The organism is Rhizobium sp. T1470 (genome assembly GCF_042140505.1).
Classification (GTDB): Bacteria; Pseudomonadota; Alphaproteobacteria; order Rhizobiales; family Rhizobiaceae; genus Rhizobium; species Rhizobium favelukesii.
In genome coordinates this window covers 141,450-163,138 of record NZ_CP148093.1, presented here as the reverse complement: position 1 = coordinate 163,138, position 21,689 = coordinate 141,450, and the positions used below count along the sequence as shown (strand labels likewise).

Here is a 21,689-nt window from a genome sequence, read left to right as displayed (position 1 = left end):
CGCGTTGAGTTCTCTGCCGCATGAAGTGTCCACTTGAAATAGGTGGACACCAAATATGAATGACGAAGAGCAGAAGCTGCGTGTGCGGTTGGTGGGGCGTGATGGTCGGCGGCGCTATGATCCAGGATCAAAGGCGCGGCTTGTTACGGCTTGCCTCCAGCCTGGTGTTTCTATATCAGGCCTTGCGCTTGGCCATGGGGTCAATGCCAACCTTCTACGCAAGTGGGTCAAGGAGGCCAGGGAGGCTGGCTTGTCGGCGGTATCTGCAAGCTCGCCGTTTATCCCGGTCGTCGCAGCAGACGGCAGCCTGCCTGTCGGGATGCGCTCGCTGGATATACCGGTCGCGTATGGTGAAGAACAACCGGCATCACTGGAGAAGACGGCCCATCTGTCAGGTTTTTCCAAAATCAGCGCGTTGCTGCCGAACGGCGTGAAGCTTTCGCTGGAATGCGGTGATGTGGATGCGTTGACGGCGATCATCGGAGCTCTGGGTCATGTTCAGACTGGGCGCTGATATCAAGGTTTACCTGCACCGCGAGCCGATCGACTTCCGGGCCGGTATCAACAGCCTTGCGGTCCTGGTGCAGGAGGTGATGGAGCTCGATCCGTTTGCGCCTGCGGTCTTTGCCTTTTGCAATCGCCGCCGTGACCGGATGAAGCTCCTGTTCTTCGATCGGTCCGGTTTTGTGATGGTGCTGAAGCGATTGTCGGAAGACCGGTTCCGATGGCCACGTCGGGAGATGATGGTGGTAACGCTGACGACCGAGCAATTACACTGGATTCTCGACGGCATTGATATCGACGCGATGGTCCGCCATCCGGTTCGGCAATACCAGATCGCCGGCTGACAGTTCTCGACGTCTGCGGTTGACGGGGCGAAACGGTTCAGATTCAAGAATCTGATGATCCGACCCGGCGAACCCACTGTTGAGGAGTTGATGGCGCGCATTGCGGCGCTGCAGGCGGAGAACCGTCAGCTCACGGAACGCGTGGTCAAGCTCGAGGAAGAACTGGTGTTGGCGCGGCTTCATCGTTTTGCGCCGAAAAGCGAAAAGCACGTGGACCGCCTCTTCGATGAAGCCGAGCAGGTTGCCGATGAAGACGACGCCGGCGGAGACAATGGGGAGGTCGTCGACCTGCCGGACACGGGCTTTGCGGCGATCGAGAAGCCAGAGGGCAAGAAACGTGGCCGCAAGCCCCTGCCGGAACATCTGCCGCGCGAGCGCGTCGAATATGACCTTGCCGACGACCAGAAGGCCTGTCCTTGCTGCCGTCACCAGATGCATCGCATGGGCGAGGCCGTCACCGAGCAGCTCCACATCGAGGTGAAGGCCAAGGTCCTGCAGAATGTGCGGCTCAAGTATGCCTGCCGCCATTGCGATCGCACCGGGATCAACACGCCTGTTGTCCTTGCGCCAATGCCCGCGCAGCCCTTGCCGGGCAGCATCGCCACGGCCTCGACGCTGGCATTTGCTCTTGTTCACAAATATGTCGATGGCACGCCGCTCTACCGCCTGGCCCAGGCCTTCGAGCGCGCCGGCGTTCCCGTCAGCCGCGGTGCTCTGGGCCATTGGGTGATCGGTTCGAGCGAGAGGCATCTCTCCCGCATCTATGACGCGCTGAAATCGCGGCTCAGGTCTCAAGCCATCATCCATGGCGACGAGACGACGGTCCAGGTGCTGAAGGAAAAGGACAGGGAGGCCACCAGCACATCATTCATGTGGGCGTATCGGAGTGGAGAGGACAGCGACGAGCCGATCGTGCTGCTCGATTATCAACCCGGCCGCGGCCAGATTTATCCGCAGGCCTTCCTCGGCGATTACCACGGCATCCTGATGAGCGATGGCTATTCCGCCTGGCGCACGCTGGCAGGGGCCACCCATCTGGGATGCATGGCGCATTCCAGGCGTCGCTTCGTCGATGCCCTCAAGGCAAGAAAGAAAGGCGGCGGTCCGCCGGAGCAGGCGCTGAAATTCTTCGAGCAGATCTACCGGATTGAAAGCCAGGCGCGCAACGCAAAGCCTGACAAGGGCGAAACGCAAGCCGATTGCATTCGCCGTTTCCGCCAGCAACACAGTGTCCCCATCCTGAATGCTCTCAAGGTATGGCTCAACGACATCGCCCCGAAGGTCTTGCCCGACAGCAAGATCGGCGATGCCGTGTCCTATACCCTAAATCAGTGGGACTACCTGACGCGCTACACAGAAGACGCCAGGATGCCGATCGACAACAACCTACTCGAGCGCGATATCAGAATTTTTGCCACTGGCAGAAAATCCTGGCTGTTCAGCGACACCGTGGACGGAGCGAGGGCCAGTGCCGTCGTCTACAGCCTAATGCTGACCTGCCGAGCTTGCGGCATCGAACCCTTGGCCTACTTGCGCCACGTGCTTACCGAACTGCCGCAGCGCGCAACAGATTCCGACATCACTGATTTGCTGCCCTTCAACTTCGCCAAAACTACCGCTGCCTGATCCGATAGGGCCGTCACAAAGCGACCCACGTCAAATGGGCCACGTCAACGCGCATGGAAATGAGCGCTTACGGAACACCAGCACGCTCGAATGTCTGAGCCACGCGGTAAAGCGGTGTGCCGTCGACGTATTTGTGGACGAGCGCGAAGGCTAACGTCGAGGCGGTAGCGATGCTGCCCGGCAGGGGCTGCGTCGGCATCGGTGCGATCACGACGGGTGTGTTGATCCCGGTGCGGTCGCAATGGCGGCAAGCGTACTTGAACCGCACATTCTGTAGGACCTTTGCCTTGACCTCGATATGGAGCTGCTCGGTAACAGCCTCGCCCATGCGATGCATCTGACCCTGGCAGCAGGGACAAGACTTCTGATCGTCGGGGAGGTCATATTCGACGCGCTCGCGTGGCAGGTCTTCTGGCAGAGGTCTGCGTCCACGCTTCTTTCCCGTTTGACCTTCTACCGCTGGCAGGCCGGTGTCCGGAAGCTCGACAACATCGCCTGCTTCGCTGCCATCCTCGACCGCAGCCTCTTCGGCCTCGTTGAAGAGACGATCAATGTGCTTTTCACTGCGGGGGGCAAAGCGATGGAGTTTTGCCAGTGCAAGCTCTTCTTCCAGCTTGACGACCCGCTGCGAGAGCGCTTCCTTCTCGGCTTTGAGCGCAGCGATTTCGGCAGCATTGGCTGCCAATTGCGCCATCAGTTCTGCAATGCTCGGTTCGCCGGTGCGAGTCATCAGATTCTTGAATCTGAACCGCCCAGCCGCGTCAACTGCTCAATTCGACATCCGTCAGCCGGCAATCTGATATTGCCGCACCGGATGGCGCACCATTGCGTCGATATCGATGCCATCGAGGATCCAGTGAAGCTGTTCTGTCGTCAGCATGACCACCGGCACCTCGCAACGGGGCCATCTGAACCTGTCCTCGGTCAACCGCTTCAGGACCATCACAAAACCGGAACGATCAAAAAACAGCAGCTTCATTCGGTCACGCCGGCGATTGCAGAAGGCAAAAACCGCAGGCGCAAACGGATCCAGCGCCATCGTCTCCTGGACCAGGACCGCCAGGCTGTTGATGCCCGCGCGGAAGTCGATCGGTTCGCGATGCAGGTAAACCTTGAGATCACCGCCCAGTCTGAACATGACCCAGCGCTCCTATGATTGCTTCCAGCACTTCCACACCGGCGCACTCGACGGTCAGGCTGACCCCGTTCGGCAGGAGTGCGCTCACCTTGGATGCGGGAAGGCACTGGCTCAATGGCTTGGTCTTCTTCAGATCGCCAGCAGAACCCGAGTGCATATCCGGAGCAATCTGAACCGGAACGAACGCCGAGGCCAAAGGCAATTGACGCTCCGCTCTGGACTTCTTCATCCACTTCCGGACGAGATTCGCATTGACGCCGTGCTCCAGCGCCAGCCGCGAGACCGAAACGCCGGGTTCTAAGCACGCCGCGACAAGCTGATCTCTCGACGCAGGGTCATATCGACGGCGGCCGTCGCGACCAACAAGCCGTACCTGCAGTTTAGGAGCATCTTCATCCATGATTTGGTGTCCACCTATTTTTTGGTGGACGCTTCATGCCTCACAGCACTCCGCTACAGAAGGCGCACAGAAATTAGCGCTTACTAAATTGGAATGAGCTCGCAGTATGTCAGGATGACGCACAACCGAAGATTTAGGCCTTCAGACCCATCTTTGCCATTACCGTCTCGCAGGTTGTCAGTGATGTGCCCGGAATGACCGGCCGTTGAGATCTGACCATCTAGTGGGTTGGCATAGATCTCATGAGGAGTGAACAGCGGCCGACGCTCTGGCAGAGTGAGGCTGCATCAAAGCACTCGCTCAGAAGGAACAGGTTATGGAAGCCACATCCGTTCAATCAAAGACGCCAACCGCTGTCCGCACTGATCTTCGCGCAATTTTTGTGTCGTTGGAACTTAGCCGATCGACCTGGTTGATCACTTCGTTGTCGCCGGGCAACGGCGAAAAGATGTCGAAGCACGTGGTGGACGGCGGCAATATAGCCGAGTTGCTCGCTCAGTTTGAGCAGCTCCAACTGAAGGCGCGGCTACGAACAGGGAAGTCGTTTCCCATCGTGACGATCCAAGAGGCTGGATTGGATGGCTTTTGGATCCATCGGGTTCTGGAAGCGAACGGGATTGAGAGTTACGTAGTTGATGCAGCTTCTATCGCGACCTCTCGTCGACGTCGGCGCGTTAAGACCGACAAGATTGATGGAGAGGCACTGGCGCGGACATTGCTGGCATTCAAGCGTGGCGATCCACGTGTGTGCGCAATGGTCAGAGCGCCAGATCCAGAGGACGAAGACCGGCGTCGAATCTGCCGGGAACGCAAAGTGTTGATTGCGGAGCGAGTAAGGCATGTTAATCGCGTCAAGGGTCTACTTTTCGCCCAGGGCGTCAGCGGCTATCAACCGCTTCGCAAAGATCGCCGCATACGCCTTGAGGAGCTTTGCACCGGAGACGGCCGTGGCTTGCCGAAGCATCTCAAGGCTCAAATAAATCGAGAACTCGATCGTCTTGAGTTGCTGCTTGAGCAAATCGCCGAGGTGGAGAGCGAGCGTAATTCCCTGCTTTCCGTACATGAGCCGCTAGCGTCTGAGGCACCGGCGCCGGCAATGTTGCTTACCTTAAAAGGTGTCGGCGCTGAGTTTGCCGCCGTTCTTTGGACCGAAGCGCTGTGCCGACATTTTGATAATCGGCGGCAGATTGCCGCCTATGCAGGTTTGACACCGACCCCATGGATGAGCGGGACGATTGACCACGAACAAGGTGTCTCAAAAGCAGGGATTGAACTAAGCCGCTACCGCGGCAATTGCGGCGGGCTTTGAGAAGAGCCTCCTGGCTGAGAGGATGAGGGTGTTGCAAACCCACCCTTCAGACAGGAGGTCCAGATGGCCGAGATAAGCCCTCTTCGCCGCCGGATGATCGAGGACATGACGGTCCGCAATCTGTCTCCGGCCACCCAACGATCCTATATCAATGCCGTCCAGAAGTTCAGCCGCCATTTCGGCCACTCGCCGGATCGGCTTGATCTTGAAGATGTCCGCGCGTTCCAAGTCTACCTTGTCTCAGGTGGAATATCCTGGGCGGCATTGAACCAGATCGTCTGCGCGCTGCGGTTTTTTTATGGGGTCACGCTCGGTCAGAATGAGATCCCGGAGCGCATCCCCTATGCCCGCGCACCGCGGAAGCTACCCATCGTTCTGTCGACGGACGAGGTAGTCCAATTCCTGGAAGCTGTCTCCAGCCTGAAGGCGCGTGTGGCACTAACCTGCGCCTATGGAGCCGGTCTCAGGGTCTCGGAAGTCTGCGGACTAAGCATCGGTGATATCGACAGCTCGCGCATGGTGATTCATATCCGCCATGGCAAGGGCGGCAAAGCCCGCTACGTCATGCTGTCGCCGGAACTGCTCGGCATCCTACGCAGCTATTGGCGCTTGACGAGGCCCAAGACGCTGCTCTTTCCCGGACGCAATCCTGACAAGCCGATCGAGCCGACGGTGTTGCATGCCGCTTGTCGTTCGGCGGTTGCAGCAACGGGACTGGCCAAGCGGGTCACCATCCATACATTGCGGCACAGTTTTGCCACCCACTTGCTGGAGAACGGCACCGATATTCGTATTATCCAAGTACTGCTCGGTCATGCACACCTGTCGAGCACGGCACATTACACGCGGGTTTCCACCGACACGATCCGCTCCACGGCAAGCCCGCTTGACCGATTGCGACTGGAGGTGACGCCGCCGGTATCATAATCGGTTGCGCCCCGCTTTCGAAGTTGCCGACATCTTTCGGCGACACGGTGGCTGCTACAGGCGAGAGAACGCCGGTCATCTTAGTCGTGGCGAACGACGTGTCATGGGCGCGATCGAAGCTTGCCGCACACCCAGGCTCGGCGGCCATGTCGATGCCTGCGATGAGTGTGGCACGACTCGCATCTCCTATAATTCCTGCCGCAATCGTCACTGCCCGAAGTGCCAGGGCATAGCTCGCAGGGGATGGGTCGCGGCCCGCATCTGCGATCTCTTGCCGGTCCAGTACTTCCATGTGGTCTTCACACTACCGCCTGGCATCGCCGAGATAGCCTTCCACAACAAGGCGGTCGTCTACGCACTGCTGATGCGGATCGCAGCCCAGACGCTGCAGACGGTCGCCGCCGACCCTAAACGGCTGGGTGCCGAGATCGGTATCATCGCCGTGCTTCACACCTGGGGCCAGGCGATGACCCACCATCCCCACGTCCACTGCGTCATACCAGGCGGCGGTCTCTCACCGGATAAGTCAAAGTGGATTGCATGCCGGCCGGGCTTTTTCTTGCCCGTCCGAGTTCTATCGCGTGTCTTCCGGCGGCTCTTTCTGACGGCCCTTGCTGACGCCTTCGCTCAGCGTAAACTTCGCTTCTCCAACGCGCTTGCACGCCTTGCCGACCCCACCGCTTTCACCAGCCATCTCGCGCACGCCCGTCGCAGTGAATGGGTCGTCTACGCCAAGCCGCCGTTTGGCGGACCGGACCAAGTGCTCGCCTATCTCGGCAGATACACCCATCGTGTGGCCATCGCCAACAGTCGTATCGTCGGTGCCGATGACGAGCATGTCGACTTCCGGTGGAAGGACTATCGACGCCAAGGACATGATCGCGAGAAGATCATGCGCCTTGACCCGCTCGAGTTTATCCGGCGCTTCCTTCTCCACGTACTACCCGACGGCTTTCACCGTATGCGTCACTTCGGCTTTCTCGCCAATAGCCATCGCCGGCAACGCATCGCCCTCTGTCGGGACCTGCTGGGCCAGCGGTCGACGTCGGCCGAGCAACCGCATTGCCTCAACCCAAATCAAGGCTACCCCTTCACATGCCCCGAATGTGACCGGCCGATGCGTCGGATGAAGGCCAACATCCGACCCGCTCAAGCACGGTCATCTTCATTCCGATGTGACACATCATGACATCAGGCGATCGGCAGACGACCCATATCACCCGCCGACTTGGACGCCGTTCCGGCGGACAATCGTCGCTGCCTGGAACCAGGCCAGATGTTCGATCCGTAGGCGCAAATGCATCCATATCGGCACAACCGGCACAGCGACCCGCGACATTGCGCTTCGACAATCATGTAAAACCTCGCCGTCTGCCACTTGATTGCGCGCCCTCAGGGCCACCGCATCACCGCGCCGGAACCGGACGCAGAACGCAATCCCCATAGTGCCAAACAACCCGCGCCTTCGTTCAATCCGGCTTATGTGAGGTCGGCCGAGTATGACGCCACTGTCCTATCCGACCTCACATAACCCTCCAGAATCCCCGGTTGCGCACCACGATGATTCAATTGTCCTGGCTATGGCTACGCAATCAGCCAGCGTCAGCGCTCATAATCAGTCGTTGGTTTGTGGATCGGGTCCAGTCGAATGGTGGACGTTTAAAGAAAGCCGCGATAGTTGCCCTGGCGCGCAAGCTCCTTATCACGCTGTGGAAGTTTGTCATTGCGGGTGTTGTCATCGAAGGGGCTGTTATGAAGACCGCCTGACGACCATAAAATGGCCGAACACACAAATCTTCCAGGACTGATCAATCCTGGCGGATCCAGGTGAACGAACCGCCTCTAAGTCGGGCTTCAAATGCCGCGCTTTAGATTGGTCCCGTTCTCCTGAGCCTTGCCGCTACGCAAGCGGGATAGTGGTGCTGCCGGACAAAACGGCGACCGTATGTGAGTTTGAACCGGCGACGGAAACGTGCCGCGTCATGCACGGTGGCTCAGCCATGGATTCGATACAAGCACCCTATGAAAAAGTGATTGATCTTGACGGCGAAATCCTCATGTGAGCTTGGAGGACCAACGTTGCTAGATGCGAGAGATGAAGGAAGAGGTCAGGGGCGTGCCACCTGAAATATTCCGCAACCACCGTGAACTTTCTTCATAAGGTTTATTCTGAAGCGGTTCTGAGGCACGGTCCACGATGTTTGGGACATTCACACTGACAAGGATCGGTGGTGGGTCATAGCCAACCCAACCAATCTTTACTCCCAGGGACAGTTTCCCAACCTCGACTTGGCCGTGACGTTTCACGTTGGCCTCTTGCCTCCGCATTCCCCGTTCGGAAAAACCGAGCCAAGCCCCGCGCCGGTTACTGCCGTTCGAACAGGCCTTCAAACAGCTGGGGCGGGCCACTGCGGCGCTGACTCAGGCGAAAGGAGTGGCGGATTACCAAGGCATCAGGGTCAGGTGCAGGGAAACGTACTGTCCTTCATCGCAGCGGCGCAGTATACTGTCGATTGGGGTGATGGCGAGCGCCCAAGAGAGCTGATCTCAAAGGCTGGGTAGACAGGATACTTGGCGCGGCACTTGTCGGCAGCGCACAGAAAGAGCGTCGTCATCTTGCGGCCTCTGCTTGTCAGGCGTGGGACTTTGCCAACTGGCTTACACATACAAGTCTCCTTCGTGGCATGACGCTGAGATCCGTGTGCCACGACGGAGCCTGCGGTTCGGTCAGCGGCATCGCTTGCCGTTCGGCATATCAGAGGTGTGCCTCACGAGTGTCCAGAGTGCGGCTTTCTTCTGGGCGCCATTCCATTTGCACGTCATTGATTAGACATGGAAATCAGGCGGAAGCCCGGAATGCCTAGTAGCTATCGTAGGAGCGGTCACGGACTTCGCCGCGCTCGTGAAAGAAAACGGCACGTTTCAGCTTGTGAGCGGCTTCGCCCTTGTGGAGACTGGCCTGGCAACGTCGGCGCAGCGCGGGACTGGAATACCACTCGATCATGAACAGGGTGCGCTCGATACGGCCGAGTTCGCGCAACGCTTTGGCCAGATCGCTGGATTTCAATGGGACGGAGAACCTTTTGATGATCGTCGACGGCGAGATGATGCGCGTTGTGATCGAGGCCAGATACAGAAGATCGTCCCAGTGTTCGAGAATAGGGGTTTGATGGGGGAGCCGATGTGGTTTCGAGCGCCGGATAGGCATCGGCCTTCTTGAAGATGTGGAACTTCCGGTCCTTGATGTTGAGCAGTCGTCGCGCGAAGCGCTTGCCGATAGGGCGAACAGCGCAAAGACGTAATCGCTGGCGCGGCCGGTATCGGTAAAATGCTCCTCGATCTCCAGTATCGTGTCGTGATCATACAATCCGTCGAGGACGTAGTGGGCATCGCTTTCGGTCGGCCTGATCGCCATCGCTACTCCTGCAACTCTGCACTGCCGCCTCAAGCCTCTGTCCGGAAATGGGCGTTTGGTTAAACAGCCTGTCCACAAATTATCCTGACGTGTTTCGAACAGAATGGATATTTCGGACAACCTATGCGGACGAAATTGATCACATGCCGCGCACCTTTGCCTATGTCCGCGTCTCCACTACCGGGAAAACCACGGAAAACCACGGAAAACCAGGAAATCGAGGCCAGCGGGTTCCATGTCGAGCCGCGCCGGATCGTCACCGAGACCGTTTCCGGCAGCACCGCCGTTGCGCAACGCCGCGGCTTTTCCCTGCTCGTGGATAAGCTGGAATCCGGAGACATTCTCATCGTGACGAAGCTTGATCGCCTTGGCCGCGATGCCATCGACGTCAGCACCACGGTCAAGACCCTGGCCGAAATGGGGGTGCGGGTTTATTGCCTCGCGCTAGACGGCGCCGGTCTCCCCAGTTCAGCCCGAACGATGACCATGAACGTGCTCAATGCAGTTGCACAGTTCGAACGGGATTTGCTAATCGAGCGGACGCAATCCGGTCTCAAGCGCGCCAAGTCGGAAGGGAAAGCCCTCGGCCGTCCCTCGACGCTCAGCGACAAACAAAAGCAGGATGTGCTCGACGATCATGCGACAGGGATCAGCGTATCGGCGATTGCGAGGAAATTCATGACAAGCCGGCAGACCATCATGCGGGTTCGCGACGAGAGTTCACGATCCGTTCTGCCTTAGAGGCTGCCTCAAAAAGAAGTGGGTGATTTCAACAGGTTGTGATTCCTTCGGATTTGCGAAGATTCGATGGAGTTCACGATGGCCTGGACCGAAACCACCCGTCGGCAATATGCCCGGCGAGCAGCACGCTATGCAAGCGATATGACGGATAGAGAATGGCGAATTGTCGAGCCGCTCCTACCTGCGCCCCGTCGACTTGGGCGACCGCGAACAACGGTGCTGCGTGAGGTCATGAATGCGCTTTTGTATATCGCCTCGACCGGCTGCCAATGGCGGATGCTGCCAAAGGACTTTCCGCCGTGCTCGACGGTTCAGCGATACTTCTATGCGTGGCGGGGTATTGGGCTTTGGGCCCGCATCAACCACCATCTAGTGAAGGCGGCGCGCGAACTGGAAGGCAAAGAGGCCAGTCCTACGGCAGGCGTGATCGACAGCCAAAGCGTCAAAACCACCGAAAGCGGCGGCATTCGAGGTTACGACGCCGGCAAAAAGATCAAGGGCCGCAAGCGCCATATCGTCGTCGACACACTCGGCCTGCTGGTTGGCCTCATGGTTCACAGCGCCGATATCCAGGACCGCGATGGCGCTCCCGATTTACTGAAATCCATTTGTCACAGATGGCCATGGTTGCTGCATGTTTTCGCCGACGGTGGCTATGCGGGCGACAAATTGAAACGGAAGCTGAAGAAGGTCGGTCGCTTCACGGTCGAAATCATCAAGCGCAGCGACAAGACCAAAGGCTTCGAAGTGCTACCACGCCGTTGGGTCGTCGAGCGAACATTTGCATGGCTTGGAAGGTGCCGGAGATTGGCGAAGGACGTCGAAAAATCCATCGCTTCAGCCGAGGCATGGATCATGATCGCCCATATCCGCCTCATCACTAGACGTCTCGCAAGGTATTGTTACCATTGAACTCTTTTCGAGTCCGACTCTTAGCAGTACGATTTTGAACTTCTGTTCACCTTATAACAGAAATGCTAATTTCACGGCTATACGCTGAATGATGCGACTCATGCCGGCGTCTGCTGCCTCTACTTCGCCGAAATAGCTCACCTCTCCATCCGGATTCGGCGACCGCAACCCCGCCTTCAACTCCTGGCGTGATGCGACCGGTATTCCCCTGATGTGGCTGATTTGAATCGGCTTATATATAAGAGGATGCGCAGCGACAATTTTGGATGTCCGCCATCAAGTTGACAGCACGTTCTGCAGCTGCTCAATGCGTTTTTTGGCCGAAGGGCCAAGATGGCAGATGACGTCTTCTACGAGAAGATTAAGAAAGCTTGTCACCGGCGCGTTGCTTTCCCAGAACATGTCGGCATCAGTGGCGATCCGGAAAACATTGTCCGTGAGATCTTGTGCCCAGTAGCAAACCGCATCCGTGACGATCACGAGATCGATGTTCGCTTGCGAGGCCTGTTGCGCCAAGAGCATGGCCTGCTTCGCGTAGCGCCGGACGTCCACGACGATGACGAGTGGTTTTCCGGCTTCATTCGCGAACAGTTCGCTGTAGGTCCCGCTGACGCCATCCATGAAGCGGACACGCGGGCGGGCATATTCGAGACGCATGGCAAAGTTCATAGCTAGGCCCCGCACGGTCTGAAAGCCCGCCACATAAACCCGATCCGCTTTGGCCACCAATGCGACAACGTGACTGAAGTGTGCCGTGCGGGCCAGCGCGTAGTTGCTGACGATTGCCTTCAGCTCCAAGTTGAGGCTCTTCGAAAGGTCCGGTGCGGCTTCGTCCTCCTCGCTCTTGGAACGATCCGGCGAGATTATACGTTCATAGCGCTCGCCCACGAGCCAGTCGATCTGATGAACGGTGCTGCGCAACTCCTCCTTCAGGGCGGAAAGGCCTTCATAGCCGAGGGAACGCAGGAAGCGTCCCACCGTCATAGCGCTGACATTCAGCTTGCGGGAGATCGAGGCCGCCGTCTCGAACGGGATCTCCCGGACATGGGTGAGAAGGTAAGCCGCGATGATGCTTTCTGCCCGCGAGATTGTCGCCCGCCGCTCCTTGATCTTCTCGACGAAAGGGTGGAAGACAGGCGCCTGATGCGCCGCATCTTTTCGGCTTATGCTATTCAGTCGTCCATAGTGGTGCATGACGTCCTCTAGAGCATCATGGTCGATGTCGGCACACGTGCCGTGGCTTCGAAGAGCGTGTCGAGCCTGTTGTTGAGCAGGAAAGCGAGGTTGCCCATGGCAGGCGCGGCGACCGATTCGCTCTTGGTGAGCTTTGCCGTGGGGAAGGCAAGGCACAGGTCTCCGGGTCCGTCCTCGGACGGTGTTCCGATGCAGCATTAGGAAACGGGACTACCCCCCCTACTCTACTGCGCATCAGCCCCGTCCATCAGCCGTTCCCGTGACGAGCCACTGCTGCGGCTCAAATGGACACCGGTACATATGTCAGTAATCACGACGATCGCCCGGCCGATGAAGCGATCCGGCGACCGAAAGCACGTGATCCCCGACATATGATCGAACGGATCTTGAGCCAAGCGTCGTCAAGACCTCGTTAGGTATAGAACCTATAGCTTTGGCGAGCTCATCTAGCGATTGCGACGGGCCACAGACCTCGACCAGATCACCGAGCGACGGCTTTAGGTCGGCTGCCGAGCTAAGGTCAATGATCGATGTGTCCATGGAAACGCGACCGATGACGTGGGCTGACCGACCCGTTATGTCGAGTGAATGGCAGTGAAGCATTGGTCCTCCGCACTGACTGCAACATTCTAGGGAAATGGCAGGGAAGCTGCCATTGGTTATCGCGGGCCGTAACGGATGCGGCTGGTCTCGATCTTGCGAACCTCTTCGCGACGCCTTTGGTCGATCTCATTGGAGGCAGCCAGCCCAATGACATGGCACAGATCGAAGCCGGCTTTTGCGAGCATCTTCGGAAAGATGCTTCCTGCCGTCAGACCCGGGACCGCATTGACTTCGAAGAAATAGACGCGTTGCTGGTCATCGACGATGAAATCGAGGCGCCCGAAGGTGTGGAGCCTGAACTCCCGAGCAATCTTCGTTGACATCGAGAAGATGCGGGTCTGAAGGCTGTTCTCAATCTTATGGAACTCAACAGTGTAGCTGCCCTTCTGCGTCTTCTGGTCATAGCCGAGAAATCCCGAGGGATTATTGATCCGCGCAACCGGAAGTACCGTAACCTCATGGCGGTTGATCAAGACGCCGGAGGTGTACTCTGTTCCGACAATTCGTTGCTGGACCAAGAATGAGGCGTCATACGCAGCGATCCGTTCGGAATAGGAACGAAGGCCCTCCTCCGAAAGATTGTCGACGCACTCGGTGAGGAAGGATCCTCCGAGCGTGTTCGGCTTGAGAACACAGGGCCCAGTAAGGTGCCGCAGAGCCTCGGCTATGCCAGCGTCGAGATCACTTTGGGAGACGTGGATCGTCGGAATGGGGGTCAGCTCGGGACAAAGTCGATTGGCGATTAAGCCCTGCAAATACTTATCTGCGGAGAGCATGGCCGCAGTTTTGTCACCAAAGCTGCCCGGGATATCATAGAATTGGGCAAGAGCCTGGATCTGACCGTCCTCTCCGTCTTGACCCTGAAGAAGTGAGAAGACGAAATTGCTGTCATTTTTTAGTATACAAGCAAGCGAGGTGAGCGAATAGGTCTCGGCACGAGTCGTAAACTCATCATGCTTCGGAAGGCGATCCCCGTCGAGGGCGAGCCTAAGCAAATCCCCGGATCGGCTGATATAATAAATAAATGCTGGTGAAATACTCGCATGAACAGCGTCGTTAAGGACGTCAGCGAAATGATTGTACATCGCAATCGACCAGTCGTGTTCAACGGACCGGCCACCATACATAAGTGCCAGTTGCATGGTCGTTTCCTCTTCGGACTGAGTTGCGGGGCGGCTTATTGCCAGGTTTGGACTGTCATCGTCTAGGCCGATCTCGCTGAGTCATCAGCGAGTGGCTCGGACCGGGATAAAGACCTTTCCATCGGTGAGCCCTCGCGGATCGCGAACGTAATCGCTCCATCCTCCCGGAGGCTGGCATCGTAGAACATGCGATCGCGGACAGAATTGTCCCGATTGAACGTTAATACTCGCGGTTTGATCTCGGCGATCTGCTCCTTTTCAACGTACGCGGAGGAGCAAACGATGATCTCGTCTCCGACCTGGCAGGTACGAGCGGCAGCTCCATTCAGCACACAGCAACGGGAACCCCTTTCACCATAAATGACATACGTGCTGATACGCGCACCTGACGCCTTGTTCCAGATGTCAACGAATTCCAGTGGAAAGATCCCCACCTCATCGCAGTGATCCGGGTCCAGTGTAATCGAACCGTGGTAGTTCAGATCTGCATCAGTGACAGTAATGCCATGAAGCTTGGCGGCTACGACTTTTCTCATCTACGAGATCCTCTTGAGGTCGTGAAATACGCCGGGTGGGAGGTGACGGACTTGCCGGTAGATCCTTTCCCGTGACCTGCCATGGTGCTTTCCTCTCTTCGTTCCATCGGTCGCGGGGAGCCGCGGCATGCGTGCGGGTTGGCCACTGCCGCCGCCGCGCACTAAGGAGTTTCAAAATTCGTGCCAGTTTGGCGGATCGAGCCTCAGAAGAGATGTTGTGCTTATTCTTCAAGGGCTCCCATGAGAGTGCGGCAAGCGCCGGGCCGAACGCTACCGTGTCGCGGCCCTGACAAACCCGACAGACCTCAAGCGACATCCAGAGTTAGCAGCCATCGGCAAAGACCTGCAGCAACCAGGGCCTTCTGTCGCGGATAGATTTCAAGAGGTCCGGCGCACCGTCTGTCAATCGGCGTTGCATTCCTAATCACACCGTCCCTGTCCTGAATGTCAGCGCTATGGACCATGAGACCGACCGCCAGGCCGAGCGTGTCGCCAACAATGTGGCGCTTGCATTCCTTGATCATTTTTTCGGCATCATATCCCCGATATGCCGCCGCTTTTGGTGGTTATCACGGTAGCTGTCTATGACGCCTACCGTCGGCGGCAGGCCTGACATCTTCAACGAGGTTCCTCACCCGCCGTCCCTCGCGCCGGAATGCCCCACCTCCAGCAGTCCGTCCAGGTAGGTGCGGTGCCATCGCCTGGCTTACCGCCTCAGTCAGCAGATGATCCCCGGCGCTCGGCCGCGTAGGGGCAGCGCAGCGCGAGCAATCGGTCGCGCGTCGTGTCGATATCCAGGCCCAGTCGGCCTGGGGCATCGCACCACCTCCGCCAGAACCGTATACAATCGATCCACCGATGCGCCACCGGTGCCCGGGACAATTTTGGCCCGGGAGGGCGGCGCGATCACCCTGGTCCGTCATAATGGCGCCCTGATCGCGCTGCCCGAGGAGCTTGAACGGAACGCTATATTGGCGTCCCTCAAACGACACCAAGCTGTCGAGACCGATTCGGCGGGCAAATCGCCGCTATGCGGCGACGATGAAGTTCCACATCAACGCCTGTCCGCCGGGTCCGGGCGCCGGCCAGGATCACGCCCGCGATCACGACGACATAGCCGATGGCCCCAATGCTATGAGCCAAGATGATCCCGGCCCTCGTGCCAATTAGTCCCAGTTGAACCAATCCCAGAAAGGTCGCAATGCCAACGACGATGACTGGAAAGGTGATGGGTGTCAGGATCACCATCGACAGGACGGTGCGCAGGCGCGGATAGGTATTGCTGAGGCCGTAGGCTGCGAGGGTCCCGACGATTGTCGATAGGATAGTGACCGCGATACCAATCTGTATGCTGGTCCACGCGGCAGCGTACCAAGCATCGCTGAAAAACGAGCGGTACCATTGCAGCGAAAGACCCGACGGCGGAAATTCCAAAAACGTCCCTGGGCTAAACGATAACAATGACGACAAGGCCAGGAAACAGTAGGAACAACACGACAAATACCACGAATATTGCACCGGCGATTTTCGACCAACGGTCGTCTGCCCCTGCCCGATACAGCTGCGCCGTCCACTGCTTCGCCCGATACGGAACCGCGAGTTCGTTTAGAAAGCGGGTTAGTAGACCGGATAAAGGAAGCAACCTTAGCCAGGTTTTCCGCGCCGGTTGCGGGGTGCGAGATGGCGATCCTGAAAGATCAAGCCCAATGAGAGAGATGACGATCATGGCTATTGCCAGGAGGATGAGTGAAGAGGCAGCGGTGGATCCCAGGTTCAGTGAGCTCTTCACCTGCGCGGCTATGAAGGTTGACAGCATTGTGTCGTGCACCCCCAAAGAGCGGCCGGCGTGATATAGAAACCCAGGCAAAGCACAAAGACCAGAACAGACCCACTTCGCAGCCCGGCAGGCTGAGTGGGAAGAATACACGCCTGAAGGCGGTGAAAGGTCGTGCACCCATGCTGCGGGCTGCTGCCATCAGCGATTGTTCTGTATGCATCCGAGCAATCACGCGGGATGAAGGCTCGCGCGTGAACTTCAGCCGGGTTATGATCGAGTGATACGGTTCAAGTTGGGTCCTTTTGCATGCCTTCAGATTTTTCGGCGCGCTCTTCGGGCCCATTTGGCAGCCAGATCGTCGACGGCTTTGTTGAGTTGGCTGAGGTTGGCATTGCCAGGATCGTAATCGCTGCCGCCCCACCATTCGACGAGTTCGGCATGTCGCTCGTGTGCCGGATCGACAAGCGCCTCGCGGAACTCCTGATACCCCCATGGGCCACCGACGTCCTCGGGTGGGCAGTGTCCTGCCGCTTCGAGGAGCATCGGGCCTTCCGTGCCGATTGCCGGGAAGGTGCGCTCGATCTTGATGCTGTGCGTCCAGCCGTCGCCAAAGTCGTAAAGGTATTTGAACGATTTCGCGCCGGTGTCCTGGACTGCCGACAGCAGCGAGACTTTGCGAGCGTCGATGGGACCATCCCCCCATTCCTCGTCAGGCAATCCAAAACCGACGTCACGCATGCGGAATTCATAAAGATGGCTGTTGGTCCAGCCCATCGCCGCCTGCAACACCTCGTGCAGCCGACTGAGCCTGATACGGAATGGCACGACAACACGCCGCATCACCATTGGATCGACTTGATCGAGGGTGACCTTCAGGCGGACGACGGAGGCAGCCATCTTCAGGCCGCCAGCATATGAGCTGTCGCCGACGCACTTTTCCAGTTCCATGGAAGCAGTTCGTGCAGGCGAGAGGCGGGAAGATCAGCGATGCGGGCCAGGACGTCGGCGAGCCAGGCTTTCGGGTCGATGTCGTTGAGGCGGCAGGTCGTAATGAGCGTCAGCATGACGGCGGCACGATCGGCCCCGCGCGGGGAACCGGCGAAGGTCCAATTCCGCCTTCCCAATGCAATACCTCTCAGCGCGCGCTCGGCGGCATTATTCGTGAGACAAACTCTTCCGTCTTCGAGGAAGCGGGCAAAACCATCCCAACGTTTCAGCATGTAGTCCATGGCTTTGATGAGGTCGGAGGATCTGCTGAGCGCGGCACGTTCGCGTTTCAGCCACTCGTGCATGTCGTCGAACAGAGGCTTGCTCTTTTCCTGCCGCACGGCCAGTCGTTCTGCTGCACTCAAGCCGTTGATCTGTCGTTCGATTTCAAACAGGGCGTCAAATCGTTTGACCGCCTCCAGCGCGATCGGGGAGATCGGCCTGCCGTTGCGTTTGCTATCGCGGGCGCTTTTCTCGATATCGGCCAGCTCAAAGAATTTCCGCCGCGCATGGGCATGGCAAAAAGCAAACGTGATCGGCACTTCTTTCTTTTCGGCAACCGATATCGGTTCGAACCCGTTGTAACAATCCGTCTGTAGAATGCCGCCATATCCGGCCAGATGTTTTTGCGGATGCTCGCCCCGACGGTCGCTTGAAGCATAGTAGATCGCCGCCGGCGCGGCCCCGCCGCCATAGGGCCTATCATCACACACGTAGGTCCATATGCGCCCGGTCGTGCATTTGCTTTTGGCCCGGATGGGAATGGTGGTGTCGTCGCCAAAAAGCCGCTCAGCCGCAAAGACATGCTTCTCGATCAGATCAACAACCGGCATGAGAGCGGATGTTCCAAAACCAACCTGATCGGCTAGCGTCGAAGTCGAAAGATCGATCCCTTCGCATTTGAACCGGGTGCTCTGGCGGTTGAGCGGGCTGTGCATGCCGAACTTGTCAAACAGGATCGTCGTCAGGAGATGAGGGCCGATAAAGCCGCGCGGCGTGGCATGGAAAGGCGCTGGCGGCTGGCTGATCGCCTCACAATCACGGCAAGAGAACTTTTCCCGCACTGTTTCGATCACTTTGAACCGGCGCGGGATCTCTTCCAGCGTTTCGGTGACGTCCTCACCCAGTTTAGACAGGCGCGAGCCACCGCAGCATACACAATTGATCGGAGGATCGATCACCACGCGCTCGCGCTCGATATCCTCCGGCCAGGGCTTTCGCACCGGCCGTTTGCGCACAAACGGACGCACGGACGAGGTCCGGGCGGCGGCAGCCTGCGCTGCAATCTCATCTTCCGTAGCTGCCGTGACCAGTTCCTCAAGCTGCAATTCCAACTGGTCGATCAGGCGCGCCGTGCGCTCGCTGCTCTGACCGCGCAGTTCGCGCTTGAGCTTGTCGATCCTCAATTCAAGACTGGCGATCAGGGCGTCGCGGTCGGACAGCAGGGCTTGCGCATTAGCAGCTTCGGCAACCGCCACATCACGTTCAGCCTGCAATACCTCGCGCTCGGCCAGCAGCGCCATATAGGCGCCGGCAAGGTCCGCAGGAAGATCGTCAGGCTTCACAGTCATGAAGTCATTCGATCAGATTCTCACTGTATTTTCAATGGAATAATGCTATCCAACCCTCGTTGGACGCCATGTTTCCTGCGGATGGCGCCAGTCTATGCCAGACAGGAGATAGCTGAGCTGTGCAGGTGATATTGCAACCGCACCACCTTCGGCAGAAGGCCATATGAACTTCCCGCGTTCCAATCTTTTTGTGAACAAGCAACTGCCCTGGCCGTCATGCCAAACCAATTTTATCAGGTCACCGCGCCGGCCCCTGAAGCAAAACAAATGACCGCCGAGCGGGTCATGCTTCAAGACCTCCTGCACCCGAAGCGCCAGAGAGGGAAAGCCACAGCGCATGTCCGTATACCCCGTCGAAAGCCAGACTTTGACCCCTGTTCCCATCGGAAACGGGTTCATCGCAATGTCTCCAGTCCTCGGACAATCCGCAGCAGAGCCTCAACGTCGACATCGCGGTCCACGATCACACGGCGGCCGTTCGCGCTCAGCACCTCCATAAGGCCACTTTGTGCCATCGAAGGCTTGGTCGCAGCGACCGGGATGCCTGGCTCCGGAACCAACAGGGCAGGAATAAACCCCTCAATGCCACGGCCACTGCCAAGCCGTCCCTCACGTGCTGCCTTACGCCAATCGTTCAACTAAAAGCGCGTGATGCCATGTCGCCGTGCCGTTGCCGTGACCTGCTGGGGAGCGGAATAACTCTCCGCAACGATCGCAAGTTTGGCCTCGTTACTGAAACGGCGACGCCGCCCACTGTCGACAATCTCCATCCGGCTGACTTGCGGCCGGCCCTCTATCGTTACGTCCATCGCTATTACACCGTCTATATTGACGTCCATATAGACAGATCATCCAATTCCGCTCACTTCTCAGCAAGGCGGCCTCCCCCGGATGCATACATTGTTCTATGCCGACCATGACGGTGATGAGCGGAAGGACCATCACAGGCAGCATTATCTGGACCATTCCAATGTAGACTGCGGTGCAATTATAGATCAGCGGCAGTGGACTTGAGATCAACCCTAGATCAAGCAGGAAGTTGTTGATCAGGCCGCGGTCGCCCAGAATCAGGATCCAGGCATAGGTGCGCGCCAGGAGGCTGGTCAGATAAGAGATAACGACAAATCCAATAAGCGTTGCCCGCAGTTGCTTAGAAGAGGCTGCGATTACATACGCAGTCGGATACCCGATGACGACGCAGAGCGTCGTCGCGACCAAACTCATCTCAATGGTCTGAGAAAGCACGCGGAGATTGGCAGTTTGATCGACAAACGCCTGATAGTTGGCGAGCGTAAAGGCCGGCGCATTGAAACTGGTAAACAGGAGCTGGACCATCGGTATGCCGAATATGGCGAGCAGAATGGCCAAGGCGGGGAGAGTGAGCCCACTAAATGGCCGAGATAGTTTGAGAAAAGGAACCATCCACTTGGTCTCGTGTTTAAAGCGTGACAAAGCGGACGTCAGACCGCAGCCAGTCGACGCGAACCTGATCGCCAGGCGAATAGACCTGCTGCCCCGAAGCGACGTGCTCCCGCACAGTGAGCATCCTGGTTCCGGCCTGCACATGGTATTTCCTTAGCGGGCCCGCGTAGACCGTGTCGGCCACCGTACCGATAACGGACTGGCGCTGGTCCGCGTCCGTACTCCTTGGTGCGCCTGGTGTTGAGATACGGAGCCGCTCCGGACGGATTATGGCGACCATACCAGAAGTCCGGGAACTCTCTGCCTCGACTTCAGAATCTGTCTGCTCTAGAAGATTGGCTTCGCCTAAAAAGTTCGCCACGAACAGTGTCGCCGGCGGTCGTATAGTGCTTCCGGTGTATCAACTTGTTCAATCACCCCGCCACGCATAACCACTACTCGATCAGATAGTGTGAGCGCTTCCTCTTGATCGTGCGTGACGCACACTGTGGTGATTCCGAATTCCTTATGCAAACTCTTGATCTCCCCCTGCATCTGCTCGCGAAGATTGCGATCGAGCGCGCCAAGCGGCTCGTCGAGCAGCAAGACCGGCGGATCGGCAATCAATGCTAGGGCAAGCGCTACGCGCTGTTGCTGGCCACCACTCAGCTGTGATGGCATGCGGCCGCCGAAGTCTTTCAGGTGGACTCTTTTCAGTATCCTATCAACACGATTTGCCCGCTCACTCGCCTTTACGCCGCGAGGGGAAATTCCAAATTGCGGCGGACTGTTAGGTGCGGGAATAGGGCGTAACTTTGGAACACGATGCCTTGGTCGCGCCGGTAGGATGGCACAGCCGCTACCGACCTCCCGCCGATAAGGATATCGCCTTCACTTCGCGATATGAACCGAGCAAGCAGTATCAACGCTGTGCTCTTTCCTGAGCCGCTTGGACCAAGGATCGTCAGGAACTCGCCCTGACGGACCGTAAGGGCGAGGTCCTTGACGGCAGTGATCGCTCCATACATCTTTGTGACACGGCGGAATTCAATTTGTACGGAAGCAGGACTTTCTCGCAGTGTTTCAAGTTGGGCTGGTCGCTCAATTGGCTGACGTCAAGGGCTTGGCCGAGCGGTTGGCTGGAGTAGATGCCCTACCTTCG

At 57.9% G+C, this 21,689-nt stretch carries 19 protein-coding genes and 7 pseudogenes; 9 read left to right on the top strand and 17 right to left on the bottom strand.

The genetic code is table 11. The annotated features are described in order from the left end of the window. The first annotated feature begins 55 nt into the window (after positions 1–55). The 3 genes from WGT02_RS30510 to WGT02_RS30500 are packed head-to-tail and all read left to right on the top strand — an operon-like array spanning position 56 to position 2,474. Positions 56–514: a transposase gene (locus tag WGT02_RS30510; RefSeq protein ID WP_208245161.1), complete on the top strand. Its 459-nt coding sequence runs from the start codon at positions 56–58 to the stop codon at positions 512–514. Beyond that, the gene (tnpB, locus tag WGT02_RS30505) at positions 495–848 is read left to right on the top strand and encodes an IS66 family insertion sequence element accessory protein TnpB (protein WP_208245162.1); all 354 of its coding nucleotides are present in this window, start codon (positions 495–497) and stop codon (positions 846–848) included. Before WGT02_RS30510 ends, tnpB (WGT02_RS30505) begins: the two co-directional genes overlap by 20 nt. 54 nt (positions 849–902) lie before the next feature. Next, positions 903–2,474: an IS66 family transposase gene (locus tag WGT02_RS30500; protein ID WP_208245164.1), complete on the top strand. Its 1,572-nt coding sequence runs from the start codon at positions 903–905 to the stop codon at positions 2,472–2,474. A 70-nt stretch (positions 2,475–2,544) separates the two neighbouring features. On the opposite strand, the pseudogene WGT02_RS30495 reads toward WGT02_RS30500, so the two are convergent. From WGT02_RS30495 to WGT02_RS30485, 3 genes and pseudogenes are all read right to left on the bottom strand, one after another. Beyond that, positions 2,545–3,204 (bottom strand): annotated as a pseudogene (locus WGT02_RS30495) (IS66 family transposase zinc-finger binding domain-containing protein); the annotation flags it as partial. A 54-nt stretch (positions 3,205–3,258) separates the two neighbouring features. Next, complete coding sequence (gene tnpB / locus WGT02_RS30490) at positions 3,259–3,612, bottom strand: IS66 family insertion sequence element accessory protein TnpB (RefSeq protein ID WP_037069548.1); 354 nt, start codon at positions 3,610–3,612, stop codon at positions 3,259–3,261. Continuing rightward, positions 3,593–4,012: a transposase gene (locus WGT02_RS30485; protein WP_037069550.1), complete on the bottom strand. Its 420-nt coding sequence runs from the start codon at positions 4,010–4,012 to the stop codon at positions 3,593–3,595. The genes tnpB (WGT02_RS30490) and WGT02_RS30485 overlap by 20 nt, the downstream gene beginning before the upstream one ends. Positions 4,013–4,328: 316 nt before the next feature. Here WGT02_RS30485 and WGT02_RS30480 point away from each other — a divergent pair. From WGT02_RS30480 to WGT02_RS30465, 4 genes and pseudogenes are all read left to right on the top strand, one after another. Next, positions 4,329–5,279, top strand: a pseudogene (locus tag WGT02_RS30480) (IS110 family transposase); the annotation flags it as partial. 105 nt (positions 5,280–5,384) lie between these two features. Further along, positions 5,385–6,248 carry a site-specific integrase gene (locus WGT02_RS30475; protein WP_037069958.1) on the top strand — a complete coding sequence of 288 codons (864 nt, stop codon included), beginning with the start codon at positions 5,385–5,387 and terminating at the stop codon, positions 6,246–6,248. 4 nt (positions 6,249–6,252) lie between these two features. Continuing rightward, positions 6,253–7,437: an IS91 family transposase gene (locus WGT02_RS30470; protein WP_082321374.1), complete on the top strand. Its 1,185-nt coding sequence runs from the start codon at positions 6,253–6,255 to the stop codon at positions 7,435–7,437. Positions 7,438–7,787: 350 nt separating this feature from the next. Next, a pseudogene (locus tag WGT02_RS30465) lies at positions 7,788–8,015 on the top strand (IS110 family transposase); the annotation flags it as partial. Positions 8,016–9,108: 1,093 nt separating this feature from the next. Here WGT02_RS30465 and WGT02_RS30460 read toward each other — a convergent pair. Then, positions 9,109–9,663, bottom strand: a complete 555-nt coding sequence (locus WGT02_RS30460) for a Tn3 family transposase (RefSeq protein ID WP_208245861.1) — start codon at positions 9,661–9,663, stop codon at positions 9,109–9,111. Positions 9,664–9,806: 143 nt separating this feature from the next. On the opposite strand from WGT02_RS30460, the pseudogene WGT02_RS30455 reads away from it, so the two are divergent. Then, positions 9,807–10,404 (top strand): annotated as a pseudogene (locus WGT02_RS30455) (recombinase family protein). Between the two features lie 78 nt (positions 10,405–10,482). Next, entirely contained in the window at positions 10,483–11,316 is an 834-nt protein-coding gene (locus WGT02_RS30450; RefSeq protein WP_208246385.1) for an IS5 family transposase, read from the top strand. 276 nt (positions 11,317–11,592) lie between these two features. On the opposite strand, the gene WGT02_RS30445 is transcribed toward WGT02_RS30450, so the two are convergent. From WGT02_RS30445 to WGT02_RS30385, 13 genes and pseudogenes are all read right to left on the bottom strand, one after another. Continuing rightward, complete coding sequence (locus WGT02_RS30445) at positions 11,593–12,510, bottom strand: MurR/RpiR family transcriptional regulator (protein WP_024318128.1); 918 nt, start codon at positions 12,508–12,510, stop codon at positions 11,593–11,595. Between the two features lie 303 nt (positions 12,511–12,813). After that, on the bottom strand, positions 12,814–13,050 hold the full coding sequence (locus WGT02_RS30440) for an alanine racemase C-terminal domain-containing protein (protein ID WP_341353280.1): 237 nt from the start codon (positions 13,048–13,050) through the stop codon (positions 12,814–12,816). A 119-nt stretch (positions 13,051–13,169) separates the two neighbouring features. Next, positions 13,170–14,255 carry an ATP-grasp domain-containing protein gene (locus WGT02_RS30435; RefSeq protein ID WP_208245857.1) on the bottom strand — a complete coding sequence of 362 codons (1,086 nt, stop codon included), beginning with the start codon at positions 14,253–14,255 and terminating at the stop codon, positions 13,170–13,172. 62 nt (positions 14,256–14,317) lie between these two features. Then, on the bottom strand, positions 14,318–14,791 hold the full coding sequence (gene panD / locus WGT02_RS30430) for an aspartate 1-decarboxylase (protein WP_024318126.1): 474 nt from the start codon (positions 14,789–14,791) through the stop codon (positions 14,318–14,320). Between the two features lie 328 nt (positions 14,792–15,119). Then, positions 15,120–15,392: pseudogene (locus WGT02_RS30425) on the bottom strand (transposase); the annotation flags it as partial. Between the two features lie 380 nt (positions 15,393–15,772). Beyond that, complete coding sequence (locus WGT02_RS30420; RefSeq protein WP_024318124.1) at positions 15,773–16,225, bottom strand: ABC transporter permease; 453 nt, start codon at positions 16,223–16,225, stop codon at positions 15,773–15,775. A 13-nt stretch (positions 16,226–16,238) separates the two neighbouring features. Further along, positions 16,239–16,607: a hypothetical protein gene (locus WGT02_RS30415; protein WP_024318123.1), complete on the bottom strand. Its 369-nt coding sequence runs from the start codon at positions 16,605–16,607 to the stop codon at positions 16,239–16,241. Between the two features lie 273 nt (positions 16,608–16,880). Next, the gene (locus WGT02_RS30410) at positions 16,881–17,465 is read right to left on the bottom strand and encodes a plasmid pRiA4b ORF-3 family protein (RefSeq protein ID WP_208245634.1); all 585 of its coding nucleotides are present in this window, start codon (positions 17,463–17,465) and stop codon (positions 16,881–16,883) included. Between the two features lie 2 nt (positions 17,466–17,467). After that, a complete protein-coding gene (locus WGT02_RS30405; protein WP_208245348.1) occupies positions 17,468–19,126 on the bottom strand; it encodes an IS66 family transposase in 1,659 nt (552 codons plus the stop codon). A 45-nt stretch (positions 19,127–19,171) separates the two neighbouring features. Next, entirely contained in the window at positions 19,172–19,525 is a 354-nt protein-coding gene (tnpB, locus tag WGT02_RS30400; protein ID WP_208245196.1) for an IS66 family insertion sequence element accessory protein TnpB, read from the bottom strand. After that, positions 19,522–19,935: pseudogene (locus tag WGT02_RS30395) on the bottom strand (transposase). Before WGT02_RS30395 ends, tnpB (WGT02_RS30400) begins: the two are co-directional and overlap by 4 nt. After that, entirely contained in the window at positions 19,856–20,548 is a 693-nt protein-coding gene (locus WGT02_RS30390; RefSeq protein ID WP_208245856.1) for an ABC transporter permease, read from the bottom strand. The pseudogene WGT02_RS30395 and the gene WGT02_RS30390 overlap by 80 nt, the downstream one beginning before the upstream one ends. A 16-nt stretch (positions 20,549–20,564) precedes the next feature. Then, a pseudogene (locus tag WGT02_RS30385) lies at positions 20,565–21,555 on the bottom strand (ABC transporter ATP-binding protein). Positions 21,556–21,689 lie beyond the last annotated feature (134 nt).